Annotated in this window: 13 protein-coding genes; 1 reads left to right on the forward strand and 12 read right to left on the reverse strand. The window is 37.6% G+C overall.

Annotated elements, in window-relative coordinates:
* Positions 1 to 155 precede the first annotated feature (155 nt).
* From mutT to Q5N69_RS08825, 3 genes are all read right to left on the reverse strand, one after another.
* Entirely contained in the window at positions 156 to 548 is a 393-nt protein-coding gene (mutT, locus tag Q5N69_RS08815; RefSeq protein ID WP_304368514.1) for an 8-oxo-dGTP diphosphatase MutT, read from the reverse strand.
* Positions 549 to 664: 116 nt separating this feature from the next.
* Positions 665 to 3,349, reverse strand: a complete 2,685-nt coding sequence (secA, locus tag Q5N69_RS08820) for a preprotein translocase subunit SecA (RefSeq protein ID WP_304368515.1) — start codon at positions 3,347 to 3,349, stop codon at positions 665 to 667.
* 97 nt (positions 3,350 to 3,446) lie between these two features.
* Positions 3,447 to 4,304 (reverse strand): M23 family metallopeptidase, encoded by an 858-nt coding sequence (locus Q5N69_RS08825; RefSeq protein ID WP_304368516.1) that lies wholly within the window; start codon positions 4,302 to 4,304, stop codon positions 3,447 to 3,449.
* Positions 4,305 to 4,385: 81 nt separating this feature from the next.
* Between Q5N69_RS08825 and Q5N69_RS08830 the strand changes: the two genes are divergently transcribed.
* The gene (locus Q5N69_RS08830; protein ID WP_304368517.1) at positions 4,386 to 4,859 is read left to right on the forward strand and encodes a DUF721 domain-containing protein; all 474 of its coding nucleotides are present in this window, start codon (positions 4,386 to 4,388) and stop codon (positions 4,857 to 4,859) included.
* A gap of 151 nt (positions 4,860 to 5,010) precedes the next feature.
* Here Q5N69_RS08830 and lpxC read toward each other — a convergent pair whose 3' ends face one another.
* The 9 genes from lpxC to murD all read right to left on the reverse strand — a co-directional run bounded on the left by lpxC (position 5,011) and on the right by murD (position 15,502).
* Positions 5,011 to 5,928: a UDP-3-O-acyl-N-acetylglucosamine deacetylase gene (gene lpxC / locus Q5N69_RS08835; RefSeq protein ID WP_304368518.1), complete on the reverse strand. Its 918-nt coding sequence runs from the start codon at positions 5,926 to 5,928 to the stop codon at positions 5,011 to 5,013.
* A gap of 135 nt (positions 5,929 to 6,063) precedes the next feature.
* Positions 6,064 to 7,227, reverse strand: coding sequence for a cell division protein FtsZ (gene ftsZ / locus Q5N69_RS08840; protein ID WP_304368519.1), 1,164 nt, complete (start codon positions 7,225 to 7,227; stop codon positions 6,064 to 6,066).
* Positions 7,228 to 7,360: 133 nt separating this feature from the next.
* The gene (ftsA, locus tag Q5N69_RS08845; RefSeq protein WP_304368520.1) at positions 7,361 to 8,605 is read right to left on the reverse strand and encodes a cell division protein FtsA; all 1,245 of its coding nucleotides are present in this window, start codon (positions 8,603 to 8,605) and stop codon (positions 7,361 to 7,363) included.
* A 6-nt stretch (positions 8,606 to 8,611) separates the two neighbouring features.
* Complete coding sequence (locus Q5N69_RS08850; RefSeq protein ID WP_304368521.1) at positions 8,612 to 9,361, reverse strand: cell division protein FtsQ/DivIB; 750 nt, start codon at positions 9,359 to 9,361, stop codon at positions 8,612 to 8,614.
* A gap of 10 nt (positions 9,362 to 9,371) precedes the next feature.
* Positions 9,372 to 10,298: a D-alanine--D-alanine ligase gene (locus Q5N69_RS08855; RefSeq protein ID WP_304368522.1), complete on the reverse strand. Its 927-nt coding sequence runs from the start codon at positions 10,296 to 10,298 to the stop codon at positions 9,372 to 9,374.
* Positions 10,295 to 11,710, reverse strand: coding sequence for a UDP-N-acetylmuramate--L-alanine ligase (gene murC / locus Q5N69_RS08860; protein WP_342866562.1), 1,416 nt, complete (start codon positions 11,708 to 11,710; stop codon positions 10,295 to 10,297). Before murC ends, Q5N69_RS08855 begins: the two co-directional genes overlap by 4 nt.
* 50 nt (positions 11,711 to 11,760) lie before the next feature.
* On the reverse strand, positions 11,761 to 12,927 hold the full coding sequence (gene murG / locus Q5N69_RS08865) for an undecaprenyldiphospho-muramoylpentapeptide beta-N-acetylglucosaminyltransferase (protein ID WP_304368524.1): 1,167 nt from the start codon (positions 12,925 to 12,927) through the stop codon (positions 11,761 to 11,763).
* Positions 12,924 to 14,123, reverse strand: a complete 1,200-nt coding sequence (ftsW, locus tag Q5N69_RS08870) for a cell division protein FtsW (protein ID WP_304368525.1) — start codon at positions 14,121 to 14,123, stop codon at positions 12,924 to 12,926. The genes murG and ftsW overlap by 4 nt, the downstream gene beginning before the upstream one ends.
* The gene (murD, locus tag Q5N69_RS08875) at positions 14,123 to 15,502 is read right to left on the reverse strand and encodes a UDP-N-acetylmuramoyl-L-alanine--D-glutamate ligase (protein WP_304368526.1); all 1,380 of its coding nucleotides are present in this window, start codon (positions 15,500 to 15,502) and stop codon (positions 14,123 to 14,125) included. Before murD ends, ftsW begins: the two co-directional genes overlap by 1 nt.
* Positions 15,503 to 15,524: the final 22 nt, after the last annotated feature.

The raw sequence follows: 15,524 nt of genomic DNA on the forward strand, positions 1-15,524 counted from the left end.
CTAGCTATTGACGCGAAATTTGCCTTGAAGAAAGAAAAACTATCAAGCTAGAGTATAAGTTAAATTTTATTAGTAATAATTTCAATGAATTAAAAACATCTTAAACCGAGTTCAGGTTAACTAAAATCAAATAACCTTTATTTACAAAGAGTTTCTTAACCCAGTTTTGACAAAGCATCTAAAATACCTTTATTCGCTGCAGGTAAGTCTAAAGTTAAAAGTTCATCAAAAGTAAACCATCCTTCTTTTTGACCTTCTAAAGCTTTAGGCTCGCTTTTAAAGCCTTCAACTAGAAATACAACTAAAGATACTAGTTTGTCACCATAGTCATGATTTATAGTGATTAAAGAGCTGCTACCTACAACATCTAAGTTAACTTCTTCTTTTAACTCACGCTTAAGGGCTTCTTCTGGTAATTCTTTTTTTTCGACTTTACCACCAGGGAATTCCCACTTACCACCTTGATGAACATGATCGGCACGTTGAGTCATAAAATATAAACCGCCACGCTTTATTACGCCTACCGCAACCTCTACAACTTTCTTCATAATTAAACTTCTTTAAATGTGTTAAAAAAATGTGATAAAAAAGCCAGTCTATTGACTGGCTTTGATTTTAGAACCTTATGGGTTCATTTGTCTAACAGTAAACTTTAGCCTTAAGCTTAAGTTAATTTACCATGACATTGTTTATACTTTTTACCTGAACCACAAGGACACGCTTCATTTCTACCAACACGTCTAGTTTCTTCTGGAGCAGCTAAAGCTTGTTCTGAAGTTTCATGGGTAAAGGCTTTAGGTGTTTCTTCAGCTTTACGATGTTGCTCTTCAACGGCTTCAACATCTGACTCAGCTTGAATTTTAACTTTGCTTAAAATACCAATCACATCATATTTTAAGTTATCTAAAAGTTCAGAGAATAACTCAAAAGATTCGCGTTTGTATTCTTGCTTAGGATTCTTCTGTGCGTAACCACGTAAGTGAATACCTTGGCGAAGATGATCCATAGCTGCAAGATGTTCTTTCCAATGTGAATCTAAGCTTTGTAACATAACCGCTTTTTCAAATTGGCGAATCACATCACTGCCTACAGCTGCTTCTTTTTCAGCATAAACAGTGTTTGAAGCTTCTAAGATTTTCTCACGTAATGTTTCTTCGTGTAACTTATTATCTTCTTCTAACCACTTAGCGATAGGTAAATCTAATGCGAGTTCACCTTTCAAGCGTTCTTCAAGGCCTTCAATATCCCACATTTCGTCTAAAGACTGTGGTGGGATATGTTGGTCGATTAAACCTGTAACAACATCGGCACGAATAGCAGTAATAACATCAGCTATTTCTGGCTCGTCCATTAATTCATTACGTTGTTCGTAAATAACTTTACGTTGGTCGTTAGCAACATCATCGAATTCTAATAATTGCTTACGCATATCGAAGTTTCTGCCTTCAACTTTACGTTGCGCATTTTCAATACTTTTAGTTACCCAAGGATGTTCGATAGCTTCGCCATGTTCCATACCTAGTTTGCGCATCATGTTACCAATACGTTCCGATGCGAAAATACGCATAAGAGCATCTTCCATTGATAAGTAAAAACGTGTTGAACCTGAGTCACCTTGACGACCTGAACGACCACGTAGTTGATTATCAATACGACGAGATTCGTGACGCTCTGTTGCGATAATATGCAAACCACCAATAGCTAACACTTTCTCATGTTGCTCTTGCCATTCAGCTTTAACTTTAGCAATTTCAGCTTCTGAAGGATTATTTAACTTAGCAATATTGGCACTTAAGTTACCACCTAATACGATATCGGTACCACGACCCGCCATGTTCGTTGCAATAGTTACAGCGCCAATTTTACCTGCGTCAGCAACGATCTCAGCTTCTTGTTCATGGAATTTAGCGTTAAGTACTTTGTGCTTAATTTTTGCTTTTTTAAGGTAATTAGATAAAAACTCTGACGTTTCGATACTGATAGTACCAACAAGTACAGGTTGTCCGCGTTCTACACAATCTTTAATATCTTCTAGTATGGCTTCAAACTTCTCTTCTGCCGTTAAGTAGATTAAATCTGAACGGTCATCACGGATCATTGGTTGATTCGTTGGAATAACAACAGTTTCTAAACCGTAAATATGATTGAATTCGAAAGCTTCTGTATCAGCTGTACCTGTCATACCCGATAACTTTTCATATAATCTAAAAAAGTTTTGGAAAGTAATAGAAGCTAATGTTTGGTTTTCATTTTGAATATCTACACCTTCTTTAGCTTCAACAGCTTGATGTAAACCTTCTGACCAACGACGCCCTTCCATTGTACGACCTGTATGTTCGTCAACAATGATAATTTCGCCATCTTTAACGATATAATCTACATCTTTTTGGAAAAGTTTATGTGCACGAAGTGCTGCCATAACATGATGTAATAATGTGATGTTACTTGCAGAGAATAAAGAATCGCCTTCTTGGATAAGGTCTTTCTCTTGCATGATTTCTTCAATACGGATTTGTCCGCGCTCTGTTAGATAAATTTGTTTAGCTTTTTCATCAACAGTGAAGTCACCTGTACTTGCTTCGTTTTCTTTATCTTCTTCAGGTTGTTGCTCTAAATTAGGTACAACCGTATTAATTACTTTGTATAAGTCAGCATTGTCTTCAGCCTGACCAGAAATAATTAATGGAGTTCTTGCTTCATCAATTAAGATCGAATCAACCTCATCGATAATAGCAAAGTGTAATGGTTTTTGAGCACGGTCTTCAGGTGAGAAAGCCATGTTATCTCTAAGATAATCGAAACCAAACTCGTTGTTTGTGCCGTAAGTGATATCAGCTTGGTATGCCGCTTGTTTTTCGTTAGGCATTAACCCTGGGATATTACAGCCAACCGTCATTCCTAGAAATTCAAATAATGGACGACTCCAATCAGCATCACGACTTGCAAGATAATCATTCACCGTAATTACATGAACACCTTTACCTGTAAGGGCATTTAAGTAAGCGGGTAATGTTGCAGTTAACGTTTTACCTTCACCGGTTCTCATCTCAGCAATTTTGCCTTGATTCAGAACCATACCACCAATCATTTGCACGTCAAAATGGCGCATACCAAACACACGTTTACTGGCTTCACGAACAACAGCAAATGCTTCTGGTAAAAGGCTATCTAAGGTATCTTCTTTGGTAAGACGTTCTTTAAACTCAGCTGTTTTATTTTTTAATTCTTCGTCGGTTAATGCTTCAATTGCGGGTTCTAATGCATTTATTTTAGCTACTTCTTTTTTCATTTGTTTTAATAATCGATCGTTACGACTACCAAACAGCTTTGTTATTAACTTTACAAACATCTTGTTAAACCATTTCTGGAAGAAACTCTTCCGCCTTAAATTAATATCACTAACCAAAGTTAGTCATATACACGATAATATGTAGAACTTATTAGTTTTACTTAGCTTTTCTGTAAATATACTTGATTGGATTTATTTGCTTGTTATCACGTAAAATTTCGTAATGAACATGTGGTCCTGTTGAACGACCTGTACTTCCCATTCGAGCAATTATTTGACCTTTAGTTACTACGTCGCCTGCTGACACCAAAATCACTTTGTTATGACCATAACGTGTTTTCATACCATCGCCATGATCTAACTCGATCAAATTACCATATCCGCTGCGCTCTCCAGCCCAACTTACTACACCTGAGGCTGTAGCAATAATTCCAGTGTCTTCTTTGCCTGCAAAGTCTACACCTTTATGCATAGCAGGTCGCCCATTAAATGGATCTTTTCTTGTTCCAAAATAAGACGATAACCAACCTTTAGTAATTGGCCTACCAGATAAATAACTGTTAACTTCGATATGGTGACCCAATAGCAAAGATTCAAGCATATTGAGTTGTTTTTCTTCATAAATAATTTGATTTTCTAATGACGAGGCATCTTTTGATAGCTCTTTCATGCTTTTAGCTGGCACATCTTCTTGGTCGAGTGAAGGTCCACCACTTGCTGGTAATTCTTTAAAATTGAATTCATTTTCAGGGATATTTGATGCTTCAGCGAGTCTTTCACCTAAGGCATTAATTCTTAATATTTGGCTTTGTAATTCAGCCATTTTCATGGTTAAAGCGGTTAACTGCTGAGGGTTAGTGTTTTCACTATTGAAATGCGGTTGTAATTCGCTTGCCATAGAATATAAAGGTTTATCAGGAACTGCATTACCAGACAGTAACAAATGAATCATGCCACCAGATATTAAGAAAAAAACCACAAGTAAAGATATCCAATGGGGCTTTTTTAGCTTCATTAGAAAACTTACATTTTTTCCGCGGTATAGTAGTGTTAAACTCATTGGTATTGGTGTTATCTCTGTTCTAGGTTTTTTATTATGGCTCGAAAATCAAAAAGTCCTTCAGACATGTCATTATTGATAAATTCAAACAAAGGCACTCTGGCATACATAACTGAAAAAACCAACTCTTTAAACATTTTAAATGACATTGTACGACAAACCTGCCCTGATCTGCCACAAGAGGTATGGCATATTGCTAACTTTAATAATAAAAGTGTTGTGATTGAAGTAAATTCTTCCGTTTGGAGTCAAAGACTTCAATTTGAACGCATGAAGATAAATCAACAATTGATTGAAGCTACTCAAGGTAAATATTCACAAATCGAAATTAAAGTATCTCCTTATCGAAATAAAGCACGAGTAATGCCTGCTCAAGCTAATGTATTTTCTGCGCCACCGACTTCTAATATATCAGTAAAAACAGCTGATGAATTAAGGAGTATTGCTCAAAAGGCTCCTAAAGGCTTAAAAGAAAAATTAGAGAAATTAGCTCAACATGCTAATAAATAAAAACTTTTCAGTTATTCGTCTATCTTACCTAAGCTCAGTTGAAGATATATTAAATTATTCAGATTATTGTTAATCTAAACTCGGGCTATCTATTTAATACAAAGTTAGAAACAAAAAACCAGCTATAAGCTGGTTTTATAGATAAATACTTTTAAAAAGTAGAAGTATTTAACTCTTGATATTCGATCGGTGCTTTTTCATCGTCTTTAAAAGTAACCCATTCCCAAGATTCTTTTTGTTTAAAAACTTCTCTTAGCAACATGTTATTTAACGCATGACCCGATTTGTATGCATTCAGTTCACCTAAGATACTCGTTCCGCCCATGTATAAATCACCAATGGCATCGAGTATTTTATGTTTTACAAATTCATCATCATAACGAAGATCGTCTTTGTTCAACATACGAAATTCATCAAGTACTACTGCATTCTCTAAACTACCGCCAAGGGCAAGATCGTGAGAACGTAAGAAATCTATATCTTGCATAAAACCAAAGGTTCGTGCTCGACTAATTTCTTTGATAAACGTACAACTTGATAATTCCATGCTGATTGTTTGACATGTATTAGCAATAACTGGGTGATCAAAATCTATCGAGAAATTCACTCGAAAACCTTCATAAGGTTTTAATTCTGCCCATTTATCGCCTTCTTCAACACGAATTGTTTTAGTAATTCGAATAAAGCGTTTAGCTACTTTTGAAGTTTCAATCCCTACTGACTGGATCAAGTATACGAATGGAAGCGCACTTCCATCCATAATTGGTACTTCAGCAGAATCGACATCAATAATCAGATTATCGATACCAAGTGAAGCAATGGCAGCAAGAATATGTTCGACGGTGGAAATCTTCACATTATCTTCATTAACTAAACACGTACATAAAGTTGTTTCGCCCACAGCTTCAGGCGAGGCTTTAATGTCTACGATAGGGTCTAAATCTACACGACGGAATATAATTCCTGTATTAGCAGGTGCAGGACGGAGAGTTAACCGCACCTTTTCGCCTTTGTGTAACCCTACACCGACAGCTGAAACACTGTCTTTAAGAGTACGTTGTTTAATCATAAATAGCCTTTAACCATTTGCTTGTTAATTTTGAATATAAAAATCATAACGTATCGCTAATTTTAGCGGCCGCGTAGTATATCAAACTCACTTGATATAATCAAAATCTGCTGTTTTAGTAGCTAAGTTAGCTATTTAGTCTGCTTGTTTACGTAAGAAAGCAGGAATATCTAAATAGTTATCTAAGTCAGTAGCAGCAACCTTTTGTACTTGTGCATTGCTTTCTGGCATTGCAACACTCGCTGAGTTTAAATCAATTTGTGGGCTTGGAACATAATCGCCACCAACAACTTGCTGTTCAACCTGTGGAGCTGGGTTAACTAGTGTTATATCTGGCTTACGCTCTGCGCCAATACCTGTAGCAACTACAGTTACACGAAGTTCGTCTGTCATTTCAGGGTCAATAACCGCACCAACAACAACAGTTGCATTTTCAGAAGCAAATGCTTTAACTGCGTTACCTACTGTTTCGAATTCATCAATGCTGATATCCATACCTGCGGTAATATTAACTAAAATACCACGAGCGCCAGCTAAATCTACATCTTCTAAAAGTGGGCTTGAAATAGCAGCTTCTGCAGCTTCTTCAGCACGATCTTCACCTGATGCAGTACCAGACCCCATCATTGCTGTTCCCATTTCAGACATTACGGTTCTAACATCGGCGAAATCAACGTTTATGAGTCCTGGACGCGTAATAAGTTCCGCAATACCTTGAACTGCACCAAGTAAAACATTGTTTGCTGCTTTAAATGCGTCAAGTAAACTTGTACCTGGGCCTAATACTTTTAATAGTTTTTCATTTGGAATAGTAATCAATGAATCAACATTTTTAGTTAAAAATTCGATACCTTGATCTGCGTAATTCATACGCTTTTTACCTTCAAACGGGAAAGGTTTAGTGACTACAGCAACCGTTAGGATTCCCATTTCTTTAGCAATTTCTGCTACAACAGGAGCCGCACCAGTACCTGTACCACCGCCCATACCAGCAGCGATAAAGATCATGTCAGCACCTTTTAAGGTTTCTTTGATAGTTTCTCTATCTTCTTCAGCACTTCTACGACCTATTTCAGGGTTCGCGCCAGCACCTAAGCCTTTAGTAACATCGCCACCTAACTGTAAAGTTACGTTAGCTGATGAATTACGAAGTGCTTGTGAATCTGTATTTGCTGTTATAAATTCAACACCTTCAATAGTTTGGCATACCATGTGTTCAACAGCATTACCGCCACCACCACCAACACCGATTACTTTTATAACCGCTTCTGAATTGTGATCTTCCATTAATTCAAACATTTTTTATTCTCCGATTTATATAATGTTTTGTTCCACCAAAACGATATTTTATTTAGATTTATTAAATACATAAAGCTAAATCTTGTTTTATTACTACTTTCTTACACTTTTGTTACGTTTTACAAAATTCTTTCTAAAACTCACCCTTAAACCAAGCGACAAGACGAGCACCTAATGTCCCTAAAGATCTCACGCCATCACTTGTTTTAATTTCACTACTTTGTTGTTCATTTGCTTTCATGCCGTAATGTAATAAACCGACAACCGTTGCATAAGTTGGGTCATTAACATATTCATGTAAGCCAGATACATCTTGAGGTGTAGCCACTCTTACTGGCATTTGAAACACTTCTTCTGCAAACTCAACAACACCTTCCATTTTGGAAGTTCCACCCGTTAGTACATAACCAGCGGCAATTTGATCTTCTAAACCAGCTTCTCGAACTTCTTCTTGGATAAGTTCAAATAGCTCTTGATACCTAGGTTCTACAACTTCTGCCAATGTGTGTCTTGACATAGAGCGTGCCGCTCTGCCGCCTACACTTGGTACTTCAATGTTCTCTTCCATGCTAACCATTTGTCTTAATGCGCAAGCGTATTGCACTTTAATATCTTCAGCATGGCTTAGCGGGGTTCTAAATATTTTCGCAATATCGCTAGTCACTTGGTTACCCGCTACTGGTATCACCGCGGTATGGCGTAGAGCACCACCAGTAAAGATTGCAATATCAATGGTACCTGCACCTAAATCAACTACACATATACCTAATTCTTTTTCATCTTCGGTAAGTACTGAGTAGCTTGATGCTAATGCAGAGAAAATAAGTTGATCGGCTTTTAAATCGCAACGTTCAACACATTTCACTATGTTTTTAGCCATATCGTTAGCACAAGTTACAATATGAACTTTTGCTTCCATTCTTACACCTGACATACCAATTGGGCTTTTAATGCCGTCTTGGCAATCAATACTGTATTCTTGTGGCAATACATGAAGCATTCTTCGTTCTGCTGAAATAGGTACAGAACGTGCTGTATGAATTACATTGTCTACATCTTCTTGGATAACTTCATTATCTGTAATTGGTACCATGCCTTGTTCATTCTGACAGCTGATGTGCTTACCTGAAATACCTAAGTAAACAGAGGTAATATTACAATCAGCCATTAATTCAGCTTCATTAACCGCACGCTGAATAGATTGAATTACAAGGTTTAAATCGTTAACGCCACCTTTATCCATGCCACGAGCTGGTTGGTTACCCACTCCAATAATGCTTAACTTTTTGTCAGGTGTTATTTCACCTACAGCCACAGATATTTTTGAAGTACCTATGTCTAGTCCTACTACCAAATTTCGATCAATTATTTTTGACATTTAAAGTTAAACTCTTTCATTCGTATCAATGGATTTAAACCCAACTGCAAAGCCGGTGTCGTATCTAAGATCTACATAATTAATTTGTACATCTTCTTTCAATTCTATATGTGGGTAAGCATCCATAAAACGTTGTATGCGCTCTACCCTATTTTCTCTTCCTAAATTCAACATCACGCCATTTTTAAGTGTTAACTGCCATGCATATCGCTCAGTTAATACAAGCTCTGAAATGTTGAAGCCACCAAAACTAAGTAACTCATTTAAGTTATTATAGTTTTCGAGTGCAATGTCTTCAGTGCCTTCAGGTCCAAAAAACTCAGGCAAACCTGTTGTTAAATTAGTTGAACCTGTTTGAAAAACTTCGCCATATACGTTGATATAAGAATCTCCATTCCACTGGGCAATTGGAGATTGATCGACAACATATATTTTTAATTCATTCGGCCATTGTTTTCTTACTGATACTGAATAAACCCAAGGTAATGTTTGCACCATTTTTTGTACCTTGTTCACATCAACTTTAAAAAAGTTACCAAAGTTAATGTGTTCTATGGCTGCTTCAATATCATTCTTACTGGTGTAAGCCATTTCACCACTTATAACTAAAGATGTTACTGGCGCTGATTCATCTTCAGATAGCTTGTCATTTAAAAACATGCCAAATGCGATAATTGAGCCTAAAACTATGGCAAAAAATACAACACCAGCCCAAAAGCCTAAGTTTATTTTTTGTTTAGTTTCTGTAGTTGCCATCTATTTAGCCCTACAGACTTATTTCTAACACTTTAGAAACTAGCTCATCGAAAGCTAAACCGTATTCTTTTGCAGCCTTTGGCACTAACGATGTTTCTGTCATTCCCGGTACTGTATTTACTTCTAATACTTGCCAGCCATTAACTTCGCTGCGCATTACATCTACACGTCCCCAACCTTTCGCCCCAGTTGCTTTAAAAGCACTTAAAGCTATTGCTTGCAGTTGTTGCTCATCTTCAGCAGGTAAACCACATGGGCAATGGTATTGCGTTGTTGTTGATTGATATTTCGCTTGGTAATCATAAAATTCATTTGGCGTTTCCATGTGTATAGCGGGAAGCGCTTCGTTACCTAAAATAGCTACTGTATATTCTGGACCTGTGATCCAAGCTTCTACCAATACATCTTCGTCGTATTCAAAAGCACTCGTTAATGCGTCATGTAATTGTTCAGCATTGGTCGCCATTGCCATCCCTATGCTAGAACCTTCGTTAGCAGGTTTAACCATCACTTTATGACCAAGCTCACTCATCATTTTTGTAGCATCTGCTGCTTCATAAGTACTTTTAACGGCTATACAAAATGGAGCTGTTGGAATATTTACCGCCTGAAATACTTGCTTGCTTCTAATTTTATCCATTGAAAGCGCTGAGCCTAAAACATCCGAGCCGGTGTAAGGAATATTCATATATTCCAAAGCGCCTTGTAGGCAACCGTCTTCGCCGCCACGGCCATGTAATGCGATAAATACTCTGTCGATATTCTTACTGGTAAGCTCGCTTAAACAAAAACCTTTAGTATCGATTAGTTCGGCGTTGAAACCAGAAGATACAAGCGCATTAAAAATCGCATTACCTGATCGCAAAGACACTTCTCTTTCTGCTGAGTTTCCACCGTATAACACAGCAATTTTTTGTTCTTTTAATACTTTACTCATTTGCTAGATGCTCCTAACAAAACACTTGAAGCTAGACTTTTAGCTACCGCACCAATATTGCCAGCGCCTTGAGTAATAACCATGTCGCCATCTTGCAACTGGCTTTGCAGTAATTCGTCTAATTTACTTACATCACTTACATATATAGGTTCTACTTGACCACGCTGTCTTATGCTTCTCGCTAAACTTTTACTATCAGCACTTGGAATTGGAGGTTCGCCTGCCGCGTAAACGTCGAGTAAATACAAACAATCAACTTCAGATAGCACTTCAACAAAGTCTTCATATAAATCGCGTGTTCTTGAGTATCTATGTGGCTGAAATACCATGACTAATCGTTTTTCAGGCCAACCATTTCGCATCGCTTTAATGGTAACTTGTACTTCTCTTGGGTGATGTCCGTAGTCATCAACCAAAACCATCTCGCCTTTATCTGTTTTTAACTCTGCAAGCTGTTCAAAACGTCTACCGATACCCGCAAACTTTTCTAGTGCAGATTGAATCGCACTATCTTCAACATTTTCGTCAGTTGCTACAGCAATACTTGCTAGAGCATTTAATACATTATGTTCGCCAGGAAGATTAACGCTTAATTCCATTAATTCTTTGCCTTCACGCTTAACACTAAAGTAACTTTTACCGTTAGTTTGCTTAAAGTCAGTGGCTTGAACATCTGCATCTTCTGAAAAACCATAAGTGATCACTTGGCGACCAATTCTTGGTAAAAGCTCACGCACAACCGGGTTGTCGATACAAACCACAGCAAGACCATAAAAAGGTAAGTTATGGAGAAACTCAATGTAGGTATCTTTAAGTTTTTCAAAGTCACCTTGGTAAGTTTCCATATGGTCTTCATCAATATTGGTGATCACAGCAACCATTGGCTGTAAATGTAAGAATGACGCATCACTTTCATCAGCTTCGGCAATTAAATAACGGCTATTGCCTAATTGGGCGTTAGTACCTGCACTATTTAATAAGCCACCAATAACAAATGTAGGATCAAGTTGAGCTTCACCAAATACACTTGCAATTAAACTAGTCGTTGTGGTTTTTCCATGAGTACCCGCAATCGCAATACCATGTCTAAAACGCATCAGTTCAGCTAACATTTCAGCACGACGAACAACAGGAATACGCAAAGCTAATGCATGCTCAATTTCAGGATTCGTTGCATCAATAGCGGTTGAAACTACAATAACGCTAGCGTCTTTAATATTATCTTTGTGATGACCAATAACAATTTTGGCGCCTAAGTTAGTTAAGCGCTTAACCACTTGGTTTTCACCAATATCAGAACCTGTTATTTCATAGCCTTCGTTTAGTAATACTTCTGCTATGCCGCCCATACCAGCGCCACCTATACCAACAAAATGAATACGTTTAACGCGTCTCATCTCAGGTGTTCTCATACCCACAGTATTTGAAGGCTGGTTTGATTGATTTTTTGTCATTTGCTTACTCATTTCTTCGCCAATTCTATACAGATCCCAGCTACATTAGCTGTAGCATCAGCATGTGCCGCATCGTGTGCTGCTTTTGCCATTTTTTGTACTACGGTGTCTGATATAAAAAGCGTATTTAACATTTGTGCTAATGTTGTTCCATTGAATTCAGCTTGAGGAATTAACTTCGCTGCTCCACGTTCAACTAAATACATAGCATTTTTTGTTTGATGATCATCAACAGCATGTGGCAATGGAACAAATACCGCTGGTTTAGCTGCCATAGCTAATTCAGAAACGGTTAATGCGCCTGCTCTACAAATTACTACATCAGCCCATTTATAAGCTTCAGCCATATCATCAATAAATTCTGTAACTTTCACTTTTTCTTCTGGTAAGCCATATTCTTGGTAGCTTTCTAAAACAGCTTCTTGATTGCCCTTACCTGTTTGATGCCAAACATCAATACTTTGTAGCTTTATTTGTTTCATTGCTTGCGGCACAGTGGTATTTAATATTTGCGCACCCAAGCTACCACCAACAACTAATACTTTTTTACTACTTGCTGGTTGGTGTGGTACTACATTTTCAATAGCGATAATGTCGCTTCTTAACGGATTACCAATCACCTGATGTTCAATGCTTTCATCAAAAGCGCCTGGAAAAGCGCTTAATACACGCGATGCTATTTTTGATAAAAATCGGTTACTCATTCCTGCTACAGCATTTTGCTCATGCAATACTAAAGGTTTACCCATGATCCAAGCAGCAACGCCACCTGGTGCACTTGCATAACCGCCCATACCTAAAACCACATCAGGCTGAACCTTACGAATAACTTGTACTGATTGATATACAGATAACATCAGTTTAAAAGGTGTTTTCAGCCATTCTTTCCAGTTTTTATTTCGTAATCCTGCAATGTTAATAAAAGATATATCGTAACCATGTGCTGGAACTATGGTCGCTTCCATGCGCTTAGCTGTACCTAACCAATGGACATTCCATCCAACTGATTTCAATTTATCTGCAACCGCTATACCTGGGAAAATATGTCCGCCAGTGCCGCCAGCCATCACTAATATAGTTGGCGCTTTACTGTTATCTTGTTCAATACTGCTTTGAACTGTGCTGCTTTGATCAGCTTTGGTGTTTTCGTTATTTAAAATCTTACTGTCACTCATTTCTTTCGACCTCCATTACTGGTTGCTTGAATACTCTGCAACCTAATTTCATGGTCGATTCTTAATAATACAACTAGTGCAATGGTCATAATAATCATTGAACTACCGCCATAACTGATCAGCGGCATAGTTAAACCTTTTGTAGGAACGATCCCTGCACTTGCCCCAACGTTAACGGCAGCTTGGAAACTAAACCAAATACCTATTGCGTAGGCGAAAAATCCTTCAAAATATTTTTCTTTGCTAACTGCCGTTCTACCCAGTAACAAGGCTTTTATCACCAAAGTCATACTAAGTATTAAAATGGCAGCAATACCAACAAAACCAAATTCTTCTGCTAACACAGCCATAACAAAATCAGTGTGTGCTTCAGGTAAATATTCAAGCTTTTGAATACTATTACCTAAACCTTCACCAAAGATTTCACCTCGACCATATGCCATTAACGACTGCGTTAACTGATAACCAGATCCAAAAGGATCTTTCCATGGGTCTAAAAATCCAGTAACACGCGCCCATCGGTAAGGTGAAAGATAAGCCAGAGCTGATATGGAGACTAATCCCATTAACGCAATAGAGATGAACTGCCATAATTTAGCACCCGCTAAAAATAACAATCCAAATGTGGTTACAAACATTACTATCACTGTTCCTAAATCTGGTTGGAACAACAATAAAGTTGCCAGTACCCCAAAAACAACTAATGGCTTGATAAAGCCTTTAACGTTTTCCATCACCTCGTTTCGGCGACGCACTAAATAAGCTGATAAATAACAAAAGAAAAACAGCTTTGCTGGTTCTGCCGCTTGTATAGTAATTGGTCCTAACATTATCCAACGTTGAGAACCGTTTACCGTGCGCCCTATAATTAGCACGGCAACGAGTAAGAAAATGCCAAATATAAGTAAATTAGTACTGTGCTTATGCCATATAGCTAAGGGAACTTGCATAACAAAGCCGGCAACAATAAGGCTTAAGCCTATATATATCGAATGACGAATAATAAAATGGAATGGATTTCCAAACATACGCTCAGCAACAGGCATCGAAGAACTTGCCACCATAACTAAACCAATAATATACATAGCGAAAGCTAAAATAATATAAGTACGATCAAAGGTTTCAACGTTTGAAGAGTTAACAGTTAGCCATTGTGGTAGCGCTGGAAATTTAAGGTTATCAGTGAAAGCAGTCATTAACTAACCTCCTGCACTGAATGCACTGCTTTAACAAAAGCTTGTCCGCGCGCTACAAAATTCCTAAACATATCAATACTTGCACAAGCGGGAGACATTAAAACCATATCGCCTTGTTTAGCTACACCACTCGCTAAATGAACAGCTTTTTCTATAGATGAAACTTTAATACTGTTATCAAATAATTCTGCAATTTTATCGCCGTCTTTCCCTAGTGTATAAAGCAGGTCTACATGTTCAGCTATCATTGCTTTTAATGGAGTAAAGTTAGCACCTTTACCTTCACCGCCAGCAATTAATATAAGCTTTTGACTGTTACCAACTACAGCAGACAAACCTTTTATCGCGGCTAAAGTAGCGCCAACATTTGTTGCTTTAGAATCGTTTATCCATTGAATACCATCTTGAGTTTCAATGCGTTCACAACGGTGCTCTAAGCCTTTAAATCCTGATAGCGCTTCCACCATTAATGGTAACGACCAGCCTGCGTGTATACCCAAAGCTAATGCAGCTAAATAATTTAAAGCGTTATGCATTCCAGCTAAAGGCAATTTATCTAATGAAATTAACTGTTGCTCGCCGTACATAAGATATGGAACATCATCAAATACTTCGATACCAAATTCACCTGTTTGTGGTTTATCAGTACCAAAAGAGATTTGTGCTTTTACTTGGTGATTACTTACTTGTGTAGCAAGGTCATCTCGATTTACAACCGCAACAGCACTTTGTGGGTAAATAGCTTGTTTAATCGCGGTGTAATTCTCTAAAGTTTTATGTCGATCTAAATGATCATCACTTACGTTTAGAATACAGCCCGCCATAGCTTGCATACTTGTTAAGGTTTCAAGCTGAAAACTAGAAAGCTCTAATACAAGACAATCAATTTCTGGTTCTTTGTTATGAGCATCGTCACTTAAAAGATCCAAAACAGGTACGCCGATATTACCGCCAAGTTGAGTTTTAAAACCTAGCTTGTTGCCTAAGTAATGCAATAGAGACACAACAGTCGATTTACCATTCGAGCCTGTTACAGCCAAAATAGGTGTTTTACTTAATTGACAATAAAGCTCAACATCGCCGATAACTTCACAATCAGAGTTTATATTGCTTTGAATAACTTCTTCATTTAAATCAACACCAGGACTAACAATTAACACTTCAGCATTTTGAATTAGCTCAGTATTCCATTGTCCGGTGTGTAAAGTCACTTGTGGGAAGTCTTTATTAAAAGTACTTAAATCTGTTGGGTTTTCTCGGCTATCATTCACAGCACAAGTAATGTCATTATTTTGCAAAAAACGCACGCAAGAAAGTCCTGTTAGGCCAGCGCCCAACACGACTATTTTCTTGTTTCTAAAATGTGCTAATTTTTGCATTTAACGAGTTTTACCTTTTTGT

This window comes from Pseudocolwellia sp. AS88, assembly GCF_030551755.1.
Classification (GTDB): Bacteria; Pseudomonadota; Gammaproteobacteria; order Enterobacterales; family Alteromonadaceae; genus Pseudocolwellia.